This is a genomic window from Microbacterium sp. NPDC056234 (assembly GCF_042267585.1).
Lineage (GTDB): Bacteria > Actinomycetota > Actinomycetes > Actinomycetales > Microbacteriaceae > Microbacterium.
The window spans coordinates 286,952-299,878 of record NZ_JBHJTE010000001.1 but is presented as its reverse complement, the minus strand read 5'-3'; the positions used below and the strand labels follow the sequence as shown (position 1 = coordinate 299,878).

Here is a 12,927-nt window from a genome sequence, read left to right as displayed (position 1 = left end):
AGAAGCCCGACCCCCGGGTGTCGGCGGCTTACCCTACGCTCAGAATCTGATCCGAGGAGAACAGAAATGAAGGCTGTACTCGCAGGAACCACCATCGCCGAGGCCGACGAAGGCGACCTCATCCGCATCGAGGGGAACTGGTACTTCCCGCCAGTATCCATCGCACCCGACGTCCTGGTCGAGAGCCCGACGCCGTACACGTGCCCGTGGAAGGGCGAGTGCCAGTACTACTCGGTGCGCGTGGGCGACGATGTGCACGTCGACCGCGCCTGGGCGTATCCGCACCCCTACCCGTCGGCGTTCGACCGGGTCGGGCGGGATTTCTCCGGCTACGTCGCGTTCGCCCCCGACGTCGAGGTCGCACCGTAGCCTCTTCCCCAATGACCGGAGACAACACCGCATGATCGAGTTCCGTTCCGTGTCCAAGCGCTTTCCCGACGGCACCCTCGCCGTCGAGGACTTCAGCCTCGTGCTGCCCTCCCGCAAGACCACGGTCTTCGTCGGATCGTCGGGGTGCGGCAAGACCACGCTGCTGCGCATGATCAACCGCATGGTGGAGCCCACGTCCGGTGACGTCGAGATCGACGGGGACAGCGTTCTCGACGGCGATCCCGTGGCGCTGCGCCGCCGCATCGGCTACGTCATGCAGAACTCCGGGCTGATGCCGCACTTCACGGTGATCGACAACGTCGCCACCGTGCTGCGTCTGACCGGGGTTGCCAAGAAGCCGGCCCGTGAGCGCGCGCTCGCGCTGCTCGACACCGTCGGTCTGGATCGCGCGCTCGCCGATCGCTACCCGAGCCAGCTCTCGGGCGGTCAGCAGCAGCGCGTCGGCGTCGCCAGGGGACTGGCAGCCGACCCCAACATCCTGCTCATGGACGAGCCGTTCGGCGCGGTCGACCCGATCGTTCGAGCCGACCTGCAGCAGGAGCTGATCCGTCTGCAGCAGGAGCTCGACAAGACCGTCGTGTTCGTCACGCACGACATCGACGAGGCGTTCCTGCTCGGCGACCAGGTCGTCATCCTCGACAAGGGTGCCCGAATCGTCCAGGTCGGGACACCCAGCGAGATCATCGAGAACCCGGCGGACGACTTCGTCTCCGCGTTCATCGGTGCCGAGCGGGGGCGGCGCGCGCTGCGCCTCAAGCAGACACCGCACGGCACCGTCGTCGTCGATTCGGAGGGTCGGACGCAGGGTGCGCTGATCGAGGACGGCGTATGACCTGGGTCCTCGACAACCTCGATCTCATCCTCGCGCTGAGCGTCGAGCACCTGCGTCAGAGCATCATCCCGATCGTGCTCGGACTCGTGCTGTCGTTGCCCCTGGGGTGGGTCGCGTGGCGGTACCGGCTCGTCCGCGGGCCGGTCATCGTCCTCACCGGGCTGCTGTACACGATCCCCTCGCTGGCGCTGCTGATCCTGCTGCCGGCATCGCTCGGCTACTCGGCGACCAGTCCGTCGAACCTCATCGTCGCGCTGACGATCTACGCGGTGGCGATCCTGGTGCGCTCGGTCGCCGACGGGCTCGACTCGGTCGATCCCGCGGTTCGTCAGTCGGCCACCGCCGTGGGCTTCGGCGGAGCGCGTCGGTTCTGGACAGTCGACATCCCGCTCGCGGGCCCTGTCATCCTGGCGGGGCTCCGGGTCACGGCGGTCAGCACGATCTCGCTCGCGACCGTCGGGATCCTGATCGGCGTCGAGAACCTCGGCTACCTCTTCACCAACGGGCTGCAGCGTCGCATCATCGCCGAGGTGTTCGCCGGCATCCTCGCCGTCGTGCTGATCGCACTGATCATCGATCTGCTCCTGGTGCTGATCGGCCGGATGATGATGCCGTGGACGCGCGCCGCCGCAGTGACGTCGACGCGACGCGTCGCGATGCCGATGAGGTCCGCCGCATGAACCTCTTCGCAGAAGCCATGGCCTGGCTGTTCTCCCCTGAGCGGCTCGAAGGTCCGTACGCCCTGCCGACCCTGCTCGGTCAGCATCTGTACTACACGATCGTCTCCGTTCTCATCGCGGCCGCGATCGCCGTCCCGGCCGGCTGGCTCATCGGCCACACCGGCCGCGGCCGTGAGATCGCCGTCGCGATCTCGGGCGCCGCGCGCGCGATCCCATCCTTCGGCCTGATGATCCTGCTCGTCCTGCTGCTGGGCGTGCTGCGCGTTCCGGAGGCGGCGGTCATCACGTTCGTCGTGCTCGCGATTCCGTCGCTGCTCGCCGGTGCCTACACCGGTCTCGAAGCGATCGACCGACGGACGATCGACGCGGCACGTGCCATGGGGATGACCGCCTGGCAGGTGTTCTGGAAGGTCGAGGTCCCGCTCGGCCTGCCCCTGCTCGTGGCCGGATTCCGTGCAGCGCTGCTCCAGGTCATCGCCACGGTCACCATCGCCGCCTACGTCAACCTCGGAGGACTCGGCTGGCCCATCATCCAGGGGATCCCGCTGCAGCGGTTCGACCAGGTGCTCGGCGGTGCGATCCTCGTCGCCCTCCTCGCCCTCATCGCCGACCTGCTGATGGCACTCGCACAGCACGCGGCGGTGCCCACCGGCATCCGCGTCCAGCAGACCCGCCGAGCCGGGCGCCGGGCGCGCGCCACGGCATCCGCCACAGCCTGAACCAGACCACCAAGAGAGGAACACCATGTTCACCGCACGAAAGTCCCGCATCGCGCTCGTCGGCGCGACGGCGCTTGCCGCGTCGCTCGTCCTGGCCGGATGTTCGAACAGCAACCCACTCGAAGAACCGGCCGACGAGGGCGCAGGCTCCGGCGGCGACACGATCGTCATCGGTTCGCAGGCCTACTACTCCAACGAGATCGTCGCCGAGATCTACGCTCAGGCGCTCGAGGCCGAAGGCTTCACGGTCGAGAAGAAGTTCAACATCGGTCAGCGCGACGCCTACATCCCCGAACTCGAGTCCGGCTCCGTCGACCTCTTCCCTGAGTACACCGGCAACCTGCTCGAGTTCTACGACCCCGAGGCGACGGCGACGAGCCCCGAGGACGTCTACGCCGCACTGCAGGAGGCGCTGCCCGAGGAGCTCACCGCTCTGGACTACGCCGAGGCGAGCGACCAGGACACGTACACCGTCACGAAGGAGTTCGCCGAGGCGAACGGCCTCACCACGATCGCCGACCTCGCGAAGGTCACCACGCCCGTGACGCTCGGTGGCGCGCCGGAATTGGAGCAGCGGCCGTACGGACCCGCGGGCGCCAAGGAGGTCTACGGCGTCGACCTGCAGTTCTCGGCCACCGGTGAGACGACCCTCGAGTCGCTGCTGGCGGGTGAGATCCAGGTCGCGGACATCTACACCGCGGCTCCGGCGTTCCAGACCGAGGAGATCGTCGCACTGGAGGACCCGGAGAACCTGATCCTCGCGTCGAACGTCGTGCCGATCGCATCGGCCGATGTCGCGGACGAGATCGCCGACGTCATCAACGCCGTCAGTGCAGAGCTCGGTGCGGACGACCTCGTCGCCCTCGGCGTGCAGAGCACCGAGGAGCAGATGTCTCCCGACGACATCGCGGCGCAGTGGCTGAAGGACGCCGGCCTGAGCTGAGTCCGGTCCGAACGGACGACGCCCCGGAAGCCGATCGGCTTCCGGGGCATCGTCGCGTTACGCGTGGCGCGTCAGATCCGGGCGTCCTGACGCGGAACCCACACCTGCCGGATGATGATCAGGATGGATGCGGTGACGGGGACCGCCACCAGGGCGCCCAGCAGTCCGAGCAGCGTTCCGCCGATCAGCGCGCCGATCACGACGAGCGAGCCGGGTACCGAGACGGCCCGGTTCATCACCTTCGGAGTGAGGAAGTACGCCTCGACCTGCATGTAGATCACGTAGACGACCGCGAAGATGAGGGCCAGGATCGGGTCCGTGAACAGGGCGACCACGCTGCCGATGATCCAGAAGAGCACGGGACCGACGAGCGGGATCAGCGTTACGAGGAACGCCGTGACGGCGAGCAGCAGGGGGAATGGCAGACCGAGCAGCGTGTACAGGAGCAGGACCAGGAGCGAGTTGAAGAACGCCAGCAGGACCATGCCCATGATGTAGCCGCCGACGGAGTCGGTGATCTGGTCCGTGATGATCTCGGTGTTGGCTCGGTCGCGGGCGGGGATGAGCCGCAGCATCGCCCGCTTGATCGTCGACAGCGTGGCGACGAAGTAGATGATCAGCACGAGCACGATGATCGCGCCCGAGACGCCGTTCGCGATCGAGGCGCCCACCTTCAGGGCGCCTCCGCCGATCGCGGCCAGGTTGCCCGGATCACTGAAGAACGACGTGACCTCACCGATGAGGTCGTCGATATTCGTGCCGAACTGGCCGCTCAGCGTGATGTACAGATCGCTCTGCTGGAAGTCCTCGATCATGCCGGGAGCGTCTTTGACGAAGCTCGCGATCTGCTGCACCAGGACCGGCACGATCGCCCAGATGATGAGCCCCAGCAGCACGATGAGTGAGACGAGGACGGTCACCAGTGCCCAGGGACGGGGGAACCGGTGCCGCTCGAGGAATCGCACAGCGGGGTCGAGTCCCAGGGCTGCGAACATCGCCAGGGCGATGTAGATGAGGATGGTGGACAGGCTGGTCAGCGCGAGTCCGAGGGCGAAGGCGGCGAGGCCGCCGAGAGTGATGAGGAAACCGAGGACGAACGGGTGATCGATGCGCGTCCAGAACGACCGACTCGACGGAACCGGCTCCACCACCGGCTTCGGCGTGACTTCGGGCGCGGAGGTCGACTCGGAGCGACTGCGTGTCCGGCTGGATGCGCGCTTGGCCGGCGGAGAGTCGGCGGCATCCGAATCGGATGCGGGGGGCGTGGGGTCCTCGGTGCTCATGCGTTCACTCTAGAGGTCGGCCCGTCCGGAGCAGGGCGATATCGTGGGGATATGACCGATGACGCCGCCCGGAACGAACTGCTGCGCCTGCGAGCGAGCATCGACAACGTCGACGCCGCTCTCATCTTCATGCTCGCCGAGCGGTTCCGCGCGACACAGCAGGTCGGGTTGCTGAAGGCCCAGCATGCCATGCCCGCCTCGGACCCCTCCCGCGAGGAGCAGCAGGTCTCGAGACTGCGCGCTCTCGCCGAAGAAGCCCACCTCGACCCCGAGTTCGCCGAGAAGTGGTTCAACTTCGTGGTGGCCGAGGTCATCCGCCATCACACCGAGGCGGCCGAGGGTCGCTGACGAGCGTCGGACCCGCTCCGGCAAGACGCGATGCGTGCAGGGAGGGGTTGACAGCGCTCTTCTTTGCGCGCATGGTTAAGCCATTCACTAATTAAGGAATCGCTTATATGGATGCAACGGACGAACTCAGCCTCGTCTTCCAGGCCCTCGCCGATCCGACCAGACGCGCGATGATCTCGCGCCTCAGCATCGGCTCGACGACCGTCGGAGAGCTGGCTGCGCCGTTCGCGATGAGCCGCCCCGCGATCTCGCAGCACCTCAAGGTGCTCGAGCGCGCCGGTCTCGTCGAACGCACCGTCGACGCTCAGTGGCGACGGTGCACGCTCCGCACGGAGCCCCTCGACGAGGCGGTGACCTGGGTCGAGCGGCACCGCGCCGAGTGGAACGCGCGATTCGATGTGCTCGATGAGCGGCTCCGAGAGCTGAAAGGGACGACCGATGCCTGAGCAGACGGCGACGAGCGAGAAGCAGTTCACGATCACCCGCGTCTTCGCCGCGCCCCGCGAACTCGTGTGGCGCGCGTGGATCGACCCGGAGGAGGTCGCCTTCTGGTGGCATCCGCGCGGCGTGATCACACCGCGCGAGAGCGTCGAGATCGACGCACGGCCCGGTGGGCGATACCGCTATACGATGATCGCCCCGGACGGAACGGAGTATCCGACCGCCGGGGTGTACCGGGAGATCACGCCGCCGGAGCGGCTCGTCTTCACCTGGGGGTCGCCAGAGGACCCCGACGATTCGGCCCCCGTCATCACCGTCGATCTGGCGGAGCACGGCGACGACGGCGACGAGACGCGGATGACCTTCCATCTGCAGGGCATCGACGGCGCGCCAGGCGACGAGAACGTGTACGACGGCTGGGACTCCGCCTTCGACATCCTCGAGGAGCGCATCGATGCGGACGATCGGCCCGATTCCGAGGCGCTCTGATGGGCATCCTCACCGTCGAGCAGATCGTGACGGCCGACGGGTACGCCGCCGAGCCGGACGGCGGCATCCGGTTCATGGATGCTGCCGACGTCGGCAACGCGAACGATGACGACCAGCTCAAGTTCCTCCGCGGTGTCGACGCGATCCTGCTCGGCGCGAACACCTACCGGATGTTCGCGGGGTACTGGCCCGAAGCCGATCCCGACCTCGAAGTCGTCGCCGAGTCGATCAACCGACTGCCGAAGTTCGTTCTCTCGAACACTCTGACCGAGGCACCATGGGGCGACGGTTCGATCGGGATCCTCTCGGGCGATGCCGCCGGCACGATCGCCGAGCTCAAGCGCCGGTACGAGCGGATCATCGTATGGGGCAGTCTCACTCTCACCGACGCGCTGTTCGCGGCCGGGCTGGTCGATGAGCTGCGTCTGCGCGTCGTACCGGTGCTCATCGGCGATGGGCGCTCGTTCTCGCCGACGGCACTGGGGCAGCGGCGCCTCGAGCTCGTCCGCGTCGTCTCGCATCCGAGCGGTCACGTCGGGGTGACCTACCGGGTGTCGGCTTCGGACTGAGCATGCGGAAGGTCCCGGAACACCGAGCGCGTTCCGGGACCATCCTCGCGGGGTTATTTCGACGTGCCCTGCGACACCGACCCCTGCAGCTGGCGCTGGAAGAGGATGTACACGATCAGCACCGGCACGATCGTGATGATCACGGCTGCGAACATCTCGCCGAAGTCGAGCGCGTAGCCCGCTGATGAGGCGTAGGAGGCCATGCCCTGGGAGAGGACGTACTTGCTCCGGTCCGTGTTCAACGAGATCGGCAGCAGGAACTGGTTCCACAGCCCCAGGAAGTTCATGATCGCCACAGCCGCCATTCCGGGCTTCGCCATCGGCAGCATCACCTGGAAGAACGTGCGCCACTCACTCGCCCCGTCGACGTACGCGGCTTCCTGGATCTCGTAGGGCAGCGACTTGAAGAACGAGAACAGGAAGAACACCGTGAACGGCAGCGCGAACGCGACGTACGTGATGATCAGACCGGGCAGGGTGTTCAGCAGGCCCATCCCCTGCAGGATGAAGAACAACGGGACGATCGCCAGGAAGACCGGGAAGGTCAGCCCTGCGAGCATCAGGTAGTAGATGACCCGGCTGCCCGGCACCGAGAACCGTGCCAGCACGTAGGCGCACATCGCGCCGAGAACCATCACCAGCACGAGCGAGACGCCGACGACGATGACGGTGTTGATGAACATGCCGCCGAAGTTGTTGCCCACCCACGCGTTGATGTAGTTGTCGAAGTTCCAGTTCGCCGGCAGACCGAACGGCGAGGCGAAGATCTCCTTCGTGGTCTTGAAGGATCCGATGAAGGTCCACAGCATCGGCAGGATGACGACGAGCGACCACAGGGCGAGGATGACGTGGGATGCACCGCCGACGGCCTTGTCGCTCGCGGTGGACTTCGTGGCGGTCGGTCGCACTTTCGCCTTCGGGTCGATCGTGACCGCGGCGCGCGTGGTCAGGCTCATGCGCGTCCTCCTTCGTCCTTGCCGCCGATGAGGCGGAATATCCCGATCACGAGGGCGGCGAACAGCAGGGTGAGCACGGCGAGCACCACGCCCATGGCGCTGGCGAGGCCGAACTGCCCCTTCTCGAACGCGGTGCGGAACAGGTACTGGCTCATCACGAGGGTGCTGTTGCCCGGACCGCCCGTGGAGTTGAGGCCCGCCATGTACACGAAGGCGTCCAGCGCCAGGATGCCGAGATAGATGTAGGCCGTCTGGACGTTGTCGCGGATCTGGGGGAGAAGGATCGACGTGACGGTGCGGAATCTGCCGGCGCCGTCGATGCGCGCGGCCTCGAGGGTCTCCCCGGGGATGCCCTTGATCGCGGCGATGAACAGCACCATGTAGAAGCCGACCATGCTCCAGACGATGACGAAGATCGTCGCGCCCATCGCGGTGCGCTCGTCTCCCAGCCATGCGAAGCCGTTCGTGTCGATCCCGACGATGCCGAGCAGGCCGTTCAGCAGACCGCTGGGCGTGTAGATCATGTTCCACAGGATCGCGATCACGATCGCGGGGATGACGTACGGGAAGAACGACACCACCCGGTAGAAGCTCGAACCTCGGAGCCCACGCACCTGACCGTGGCTCGGGCCGCCGATGGTGATCATGCTCGCGAAGATCAGGGCGATCACGATCGTGATCAGCGGGACGACGATCGCCAGCAGGAGGTTGTTGCCCATCGCCTGCAGGAACGTGGGGTCCTGGAAGAGCCGGACGAAGTTGTCGACGCCGACGAAGTCCATGTTCGGCGAGAAGCCTGTCCAGTTCGTCATCGCGTAGTACACGGCCTGGATGAACGGCGAGATCACGAACACCAGGAAGATCGCGACCGGTACGCCGAGGAAGACCAGCAGGAAAGAGACGTAGTCGAACGTCATCTTGCGGCGCAGCCCCGCACGGGGCGCCTTGCGGCGTCCCGTGCGGGTGGTGACGACGGCCCTGGTGTCCGGGGCCGCGTCGAGAGGGGGAGCGCTGAGGCTCATTTGATCTCGATCTTCTCGATGGAGCTGTCCTCGCGGATCTTGTCGGTCAGCGCCTGCAGCTGCGACGTGATCTCCGCGACCGTCATCTTGCCGTCCAGGAACGAGTTCCAGATCGGCAGCTGGTCGGAGTTCATGCCGTACAGGTTGAACGACTTGATCGTGAACATGCCCGTTCCTGCGGCCGCGATCATCTCGACCTGCGAGACGAGCGCGGTCGAGCCGAAGCCGTCCTCGGGGACGATGTCCTTGACGACGGTCGGCGCGAGCTTCTCCTTCGAGAACGCCGACGCCGCCTCCTTCGAGAGCATCGTGCGCAGCAGCTCCTTGCCGCCGGCGACGTTCTTCGCCTTGGACGGCACGATGAACGGCTCGCCGGCCTCGGCCCGCATGAAGCCGGCCGGCGTCGTGGCGTTGCCGTCCAGGGGCATCTCGCGCACGCCCTTCATCTGGAAGTTCTCCGCCGTCGTCTTCTTCATCTCGTTCTCGATCCACGAGCCGGACGGGTACAGCAGCGCCTCCTGATCGAGGCTCCACTGCGACTGCGCCTGGGTGAACTGCGTTCCGCCACCGCCCGGCTTGACGTAGCCGGACGCGATGAGGTCGTGCAGGATCGTCAGGATGGACTGCAGGGTTGGGTGCGACCAGCATCCTTCCTCCAGGTTCTCCAGCGGAAGGCGCACGTCGTCACCGGACTGGATGACCGCCGAGTCGACGACGAACGTCTGGTAGTAGGTCGCCGCTTCCTTGCCCCACAGGAACAGGTACTTGCCCTTCGCTTTGGCCGCCTCGCCGAGCGCCTTCAGGTCCTGCCAGGTCTGCGGCGGCTCCCACCCGTTCTCCTCGAACAGGCTGCCGGAGTACCAGACCCCGTAGGTGGTGAACACGTAGTTGAGCGCCGCGAACTTGTCGCCGAAGGTGCCGGGGGCCTTGACGCCGTCGAACAGGGTGTCGGCGATCTTCTCGCCCTCGAGGTTGTTCGCCTCGAGCACGTCGCTGAGGTCCTCGAGCTGGTCGAGGATCGTGTTCCAGCCGATCGAGTTCGCGCCGGAGTTGTCGACCAGGTCCGGCGGGTTGCCGCCGACGAAGCGCGGCTGCAGCTCCTGCGCGATCTTGGTGGAGGCCGAGACCTTGGCGGTGACGCCGTCCAGGCCCTTGTTGCCGGCCATGATCTCGGCCGCGTTCTCGACGTAGTCGACGCCGTAGCCGCCATCGAAGATGACCGCGTCGACCGTCGTGTTCGCTGCGACGCCGAACGGGTTGTCGGCCGTGACTTCGCCCACAGGGCCGGCGCCGCCGCCTCCGCCGCCGGGTGCGGCGCAGGATGCGAGAGACATGCCAAACGGCAGCAGCAGCGCCGTCGCTGCCGCGCCGCGCAGCAGGGTGCGGCGGCTGATGGAGGATTCGGTGAGTTCCATCTTCTTACCTTTCGTTGGTGGTTCTGGTCGGGTGGATTCAGGCGCCGCGTCGGATGCGTCCGCGGTAGCGGTCCTCGAGGACGGAATTGTGCTCATCGCCGCCGGGGATGTTGGCGGAGATGTACATCGGAGGGGTCTCGCCGCGATCGGTGATGCTGCGTGCGACGCCGAGCGTGAGCAGTTGCGCGATGTATGCAGCGGTGATCGACGAGACGGCGCCGACGCCGATGCCGCCGGCGACTTCGAGCGTTGTGTCGCCGTACGGGGCGAGGTTGTCGATGACGACGTCCGCGATCTCGCTCAGGCGCTTGCCCGAGGGATGCTTCGGCTGCACGCGAGCGGTGTGCTCGAGGCTGGTCACGGCAATGACGCTGTGCCCGCGCTCTTTCGCCCACAGCGCCGCGCCCACGATCGATCCGTTCACGCCCGAGTTCGAGGCGATCATGAAGACGTCGTGCTCGCCGACGTGGACCGTCGCCATGAGTTCGTCCACCACCCACGGTTCGCGTTCCAGCGATCCGGTGAGCACTTCGACGTCGCGATCGCCGTAGAGCACGAGATCGCGCAGTGCGAAGCGATCGGTCGGGATCAGACCGCCCGCCCGCCCGGAGATCTCCATCGCGAACGCCTCGGAATGCCCCGTTCCGAAGGCGTGGATGACACCGCCGGCATCGACGCACGCGACCAGCAGGTCGACCGCCGCATCGAATGCGCCGGCCTCCGCGTCCGCGGTGAGACGGGCGAGGCGCTCGTGCGCCTCGCGGAACAGATCGGACGGCGTGGCGGTCATCCGGTCACCTCCTGGGCTGCGGTGGGCCGCGGCTTCGGCTGGCGGGGTCGGCGGTGGCCCGAGACCGCCATGGCCGTCGCCGCGAGTCGCTTCGCGGCAGGGTCGAACATCTGCTGGGCGATGAAGAGGTAGAGCAGATCGATGACGAACAGTTGCGCGTGCTTGACCGACATGTCATCCGGTCGCAGGTAGCCGACCGGCGCCGCCGTCGTGATCGACACCGCGGCGACGTCGGCGATCCAACTCTCATCGTCGTGCGTGATCGCGACCGTGAACGCTCCTGAGGTGCCGGCCTGGTCGAGCATCTGCACCGTCTCATCGGTCTGGCCGGTGCTGGACACGCCGATCGCGACGGAGGTCTCATCCTGCAGGACCGCGCTGGCTAGACCGTCGTGCACATCCGACCAGGCGTGCGAGTTGATCCCGATCCGGTGCAGTCTGCGCTGGAACTCCTCGGCGATCCCCGCGCTGCCGCCGAGACCGTAGATGTCGACGTGCCTGCTGGTCGTGATGGCGCGCGCAGCGTGGCCGACGGCATCCAGGTCGATGCCTTCTGCCGTGGTCTCGAGTCCTCGTACGTGCGCCTTCAAGAGCGTGCGCAGGATCTTCTCCGGCGAGTCGGTGGGTTCGAACTCGGCGCCGATGTCGGTGTGCCAGGTCTGCTCGGCGCTGCCGCGCCCCAGCTCGGTCGCGATCGCGACGCGGAACTGCGTGTAGCCGTCGAAGCCGAGCGAGCGGCAGAAGCGCGTGACGCTCGCGGGCGAACTGCCGGCGCGTTCGGCGAGTTCGGTGATCGTCAGATCCACCGGCGCGGTCGGCTGCGAGATGACGAGGTCGGCGATTCTCGAGAGCGCGACGGGCATGGCCTGACGGCGCGCCGAGATGCGTCCGATGATCGCGCCGTTGTCGGCATCCAAACTGCGTGGCACCATTGCCTCCAGAACTCGCCGTTGGTAGTTCCCGTTGGGGTGAAAACTATTCTCACCGCGGACCAAGGTCAAGTTAGGACGCATAACATATGGGTCACGACATGCTGGCGATCGGGGTGGACGGGGGCGGCACCGGCACGCGAGCCGTGCTCACGACGCCGGACGGCCGGTGCCTCGGCTACGGCGTCGCCGGGCGAGGCAACCCGATCTCGGCGGGGGCGGAAGGCGCCGCGGCTGCGGTGGTCGATGCTGTGCGATCGGCGACGGCGTCGGCAGGGCGCCCCCTGGGCGACGTGTCCGTGATCGCCGCTGCTCTGGCCGGGCAGCCCGCATCCGGCGAGGGAGCCGAGCTCCTGCTGGCGCTGCTGCGGACGGCCGGTTTCGCAGGTGAGGTCCGGTTCGAGTCCGACCTGCTGGCGACGTATTTCAGCGGGACGGCGGCCGGCTTCGGGTACGCGGTGGTCTCGGGGACCGGCGCCTGCGCGATCCGTGTCGCCGACGGCCGGATCGAGGCGACCTCCGATGGCCTCGGCTGGCTGCTCGGGGACCGCGGCAGCGGTTTCTGGATCGGACAGCGCGTCGCGAAGGCGGCGATCCGAGACCTCGACGGCGCCGGGCGGGCGACCGCGCTGACGGGCGGTCTGCTGTATCGGCTCGGCATAGCGCCGGCGACGACCCGCGGTGCGGGGCGCCCGCGGGCGCTCGAGCAACTGGTCGCGCTGCTCTACGGACTGCCGCCCATCGAGCTCGCGACGTTCGCTCCGCTCGCGTTCCAGTCGGCCGACGATCCGGTCGCCGCCGGCATCCTGCGCCGAGCGGGCGAGCACCTCGCCGGCTCGCTGGCCGCCGTGCTGACGGAGCCGGGCCCGCTGGTCGTCGGAGGGGGAGTGCTGTCGCGTCCCAGCGCGGTGCGCGACGCCTTCCTGGGCCGTCTCGGGGATGCCGCCGAGGGCCTCGACGTGCGGGCGGTCCCGGACGGCGCGGTCGGCGCGGGGCTGCTCGCCGTGCGTGCCGTCGGCCGTCCCGTCACGACGCAGATGCTCGACGGACTCACTGCGGCGGTCGCGCACGTGCGTTGACGATCCGATCATGGTGCTCTCCTCTGAGCCGGTGACGCTACT

The 12,927-nt window shown here is 67.3% G+C and carries 16 protein-coding genes; 10 read left to right on the top strand and 6 right to left on the bottom strand.

What is annotated here, in order from left to right; all coding sequences use genetic code 11:
* Positions 1-66: 66 nt before the first annotated feature.
* Genes ACFCYE_RS01460 through ACFCYE_RS01440 form a run of 5 tightly spaced genes read left to right on the top strand, consistent with a single transcriptional unit; the run spans position 67 to position 3,564 of the window.
* Complete coding sequence (locus ACFCYE_RS01460) at positions 67-369, top strand: DUF427 domain-containing protein (protein ID WP_376175772.1); 303 nt, start codon at positions 67-69, stop codon at positions 367-369.
* Positions 370-400: 31 nt separating this feature from the next.
* Positions 401-1,222: an ABC transporter ATP-binding protein gene (locus tag ACFCYE_RS01455; protein ID WP_376175771.1), complete on the top strand. Its 822-nt coding sequence runs from the start codon at positions 401-403 to the stop codon at positions 1,220-1,222.
* Positions 1,219-1,902: an ABC transporter permease gene (locus ACFCYE_RS01450; protein ID WP_376175770.1), complete on the top strand. Its 684-nt coding sequence runs from the start codon at positions 1,219-1,221 to the stop codon at positions 1,900-1,902. Before ACFCYE_RS01455 ends, ACFCYE_RS01450 begins: the two co-directional genes overlap by 4 nt.
* Positions 1,899-2,621, top strand: a complete 723-nt coding sequence (locus tag ACFCYE_RS01445; protein ID WP_376177113.1) for an ABC transporter permease — start codon at positions 1,899-1,901, stop codon at positions 2,619-2,621. The genes ACFCYE_RS01450 and ACFCYE_RS01445 overlap by 4 nt, the downstream gene beginning before the upstream one ends.
* 25 nt (positions 2,622-2,646) lie before the next feature.
* A complete protein-coding gene (locus ACFCYE_RS01440) occupies positions 2,647-3,564 on the top strand; it encodes an ABC transporter substrate-binding protein (RefSeq protein WP_376175769.1) in 918 nt (305 codons plus the stop codon).
* A gap of 71 nt (positions 3,565-3,635) precedes the next feature.
* On the opposite strand, the gene ACFCYE_RS01435 is transcribed toward ACFCYE_RS01440, so the two are convergent.
* On the bottom strand, positions 3,636-4,847 hold the full coding sequence (locus tag ACFCYE_RS01435) for an AI-2E family transporter (protein ID WP_376175768.1): 1,212 nt from the start codon (positions 4,845-4,847) through the stop codon (positions 3,636-3,638).
* 51 nt (positions 4,848-4,898) lie between these two features.
* Between ACFCYE_RS01435 and ACFCYE_RS01430 the strand changes: the two genes are divergently transcribed.
* The 4 genes from ACFCYE_RS01430 to ACFCYE_RS01415 all read left to right on the top strand — a co-directional run bounded on the left by ACFCYE_RS01430 (position 4,899) and on the right by ACFCYE_RS01415 (position 6,694).
* Positions 4,899-5,195, top strand: coding sequence for a chorismate mutase (locus ACFCYE_RS01430; RefSeq protein ID WP_376175767.1), 297 nt, complete (start codon positions 4,899-4,901; stop codon positions 5,193-5,195).
* A gap of 107 nt (positions 5,196-5,302) precedes the next feature.
* Positions 5,303-5,641: an ArsR/SmtB family transcription factor gene (locus ACFCYE_RS01425; RefSeq protein ID WP_376175766.1), complete on the top strand. Its 339-nt coding sequence runs from the start codon at positions 5,303-5,305 to the stop codon at positions 5,639-5,641.
* The gene (locus ACFCYE_RS01420; RefSeq protein WP_376175765.1) at positions 5,634-6,125 is read left to right on the top strand and encodes an SRPBCC domain-containing protein; all 492 of its coding nucleotides are present in this window, start codon (positions 5,634-5,636) and stop codon (positions 6,123-6,125) included. The genes ACFCYE_RS01425 and ACFCYE_RS01420 overlap by 8 nt, the downstream gene beginning before the upstream one ends.
* On the top strand, positions 6,125-6,694 hold the full coding sequence (locus tag ACFCYE_RS01415) for a dihydrofolate reductase family protein (RefSeq protein ID WP_376175764.1): 570 nt from the start codon (positions 6,125-6,127) through the stop codon (positions 6,692-6,694). The genes ACFCYE_RS01420 and ACFCYE_RS01415 overlap by 1 nt, the downstream gene beginning before the upstream one ends.
* 53 nt (positions 6,695-6,747) lie before the next feature.
* On the opposite strand, the gene ACFCYE_RS01410 is transcribed toward ACFCYE_RS01415, so the two are convergent.
* Genes ACFCYE_RS01410 through ACFCYE_RS01390 form a run of 5 tightly spaced genes read right to left on the bottom strand, consistent with a single transcriptional unit; the run spans position 6,748 to position 11,806 of the window.
* On the bottom strand, positions 6,748-7,650 hold the full coding sequence (locus tag ACFCYE_RS01410; protein WP_376175763.1) for a carbohydrate ABC transporter permease: 903 nt from the start codon (positions 7,648-7,650) through the stop codon (positions 6,748-6,750).
* Entirely contained in the window at positions 7,647-8,672 is a 1,026-nt protein-coding gene (locus ACFCYE_RS01405; protein ID WP_376175762.1) for a carbohydrate ABC transporter permease, read from the bottom strand. Before ACFCYE_RS01405 ends, ACFCYE_RS01410 begins: the two co-directional genes overlap by 4 nt.
* On the bottom strand, positions 8,669-10,087 hold the full coding sequence (gene ngcE, locus ACFCYE_RS01400; protein WP_376175761.1) for an N-acetylglucosamine/diacetylchitobiose ABC transporter substrate-binding protein: 1,419 nt from the start codon (positions 10,085-10,087) through the stop codon (positions 8,669-8,671). The genes ACFCYE_RS01405 and ngcE overlap by 4 nt, the downstream gene beginning before the upstream one ends.
* Before the next feature lie 37 nt (positions 10,088-10,124).
* The gene (locus ACFCYE_RS01395; RefSeq protein WP_376175760.1) at positions 10,125-10,877 is read right to left on the bottom strand and encodes a sugar isomerase domain-containing protein; all 753 of its coding nucleotides are present in this window, start codon (positions 10,875-10,877) and stop codon (positions 10,125-10,127) included.
* Positions 10,874-11,806: a MurR/RpiR family transcriptional regulator gene (locus ACFCYE_RS01390; RefSeq protein ID WP_376175759.1), complete on the bottom strand. Its 933-nt coding sequence runs from the start codon at positions 11,804-11,806 to the stop codon at positions 10,874-10,876. Before ACFCYE_RS01390 ends, ACFCYE_RS01395 begins: the two co-directional genes overlap by 4 nt.
* Positions 11,807-11,895: 89 nt before the next feature.
* Between ACFCYE_RS01390 and ACFCYE_RS01385 the strand changes: the two genes are divergently transcribed.
* Positions 11,896-12,885, top strand: coding sequence for an N-acetylglucosamine kinase (locus ACFCYE_RS01385; RefSeq protein ID WP_376175758.1), 990 nt, complete (start codon positions 11,896-11,898; stop codon positions 12,883-12,885).
* Positions 12,886-12,927 lie beyond the last annotated feature (42 nt).